Origin of the sequence: Collinsella sp. TF11-5AC, from assembly GCF_003436775.1 — a bacterium.
Taxonomy (GTDB): Bacteria; Actinomycetota; Coriobacteriia; order Coriobacteriales; family Coriobacteriaceae; genus Collinsella.
Map to the genome: position 1 here is coordinate 1 of NZ_QSQO01000046.1, position 1,253 is coordinate 1,253.

A 1,253-nucleotide genomic window follows, 5' to 3' on the forward strand; every position below is an offset into this window, starting at 1 on the left:
GGCCCGAAAGAAAGGTAGGAGGCCATGACGAAAGGTCTGCACGTGCCTTCCGAGATCGGCAAGCTCAGGAAGGTCTGCCTGCACCGTCCCGGCGACGAGCTCCTCAACCTGCCGCCCGACGAGCTCGAGCGACTCCTGTTCGACGACGTCCCGTTCCTGGAGGTCGCGCAGCAGGAGCACGACACCTTCGCCCAGATCCTGAGGGACCAGGGCGTGGAGGTGCTCTACCTCGAGAACCTCGTCGCAGAGGTGTTCGACCAGGTCCCCGGCGCCCGCGCCGAGTTCACCGACCAGTACATCGCCGAGGCGGGCATCCGCGGCCAGCACATGCCGCAGATCGTCCGCGAGAAGCTGGACTCCATCGAGGACAACCTCGAGTTCGTCAAGAAGACCATGGCCGGCATGACCAAGGCCGAGATCGACATGCCCCTCACGGCGTCCACGACCCTCGACTCCCTGGTCAACTCCGAGTCCGAGTCCGACCTGATCATCGACCCGATGCCCAACCTCTACTTCACCCGCGACCCGTTCGCGGTCGTCGGCGAGGGCGTCAACCTCAACCGCATGTACTCGGTCACCCGCAACCGCGAGACCCTGTACGGCAAGTACGTCTTCAAGTACCACCCCGACTACAAGGACGTCTCCCTGTACTTCCGCCGCGACTGCCAGTTCCACACCGAGGGCGGCGACGTGCTGAACATCAACGAGAAGACCCTCGCCGTCGGCATCTCCCAGCGCACCCAGGCGGCCGCCATCGACGTCATGGCCCAGAACATCTTCTGGAACTCCGACTCCAAGGTCGAGCGCATCCTGGCCTTCGACATCCCCGTCTCGCGCGCCTTCATGCACCTCGACACGGTCTTCACCCAGATCGACGTCGATAAGTTCACGATCCACCCCGCCATCATGGGCACCCTGCGCGTCTACGAGCTGACCGCCGGCAAGAACCCGGGCGAGGTCAACATCCGCCTGATCGAGGACACCCTCGAGCACGTCCTGGAGGACGCCACCGGCGTCGACCAGGTCAAGCTGATCCCCTGCGGCGGCGGCGACCCGATCGCGGCCTCCCGCGAGCAGTGGAACGACGGCTCCAACACCCTGTGCGTCGAGCCCGGCAAGATCTGCGTCTACGCGCGCAACACCGTCACCAACGACGTGCTGTACAAGGAGGGCCTGGACCTTCTCGTCGTGCCCTCCGCCGAGCTCTCCCGCGGCCGCGGCGGCCCGCGCTGCATGAGCATGCCCTTCTGGCG

General features: G+C 65.6%; 1 protein-coding gene. It reads left to right on the top strand.

Annotation, left to right across the window (positions count from 1 at the left end):
- Positions 1 to 24 precede the first annotated feature (24 nt).
- The coding region (gene arcA / locus DXD16_RS10155; protein ID WP_117655989.1) for an arginine deiminase at positions 25 to 1,253 on the top strand (1,229 nt) is incomplete at its 3' end.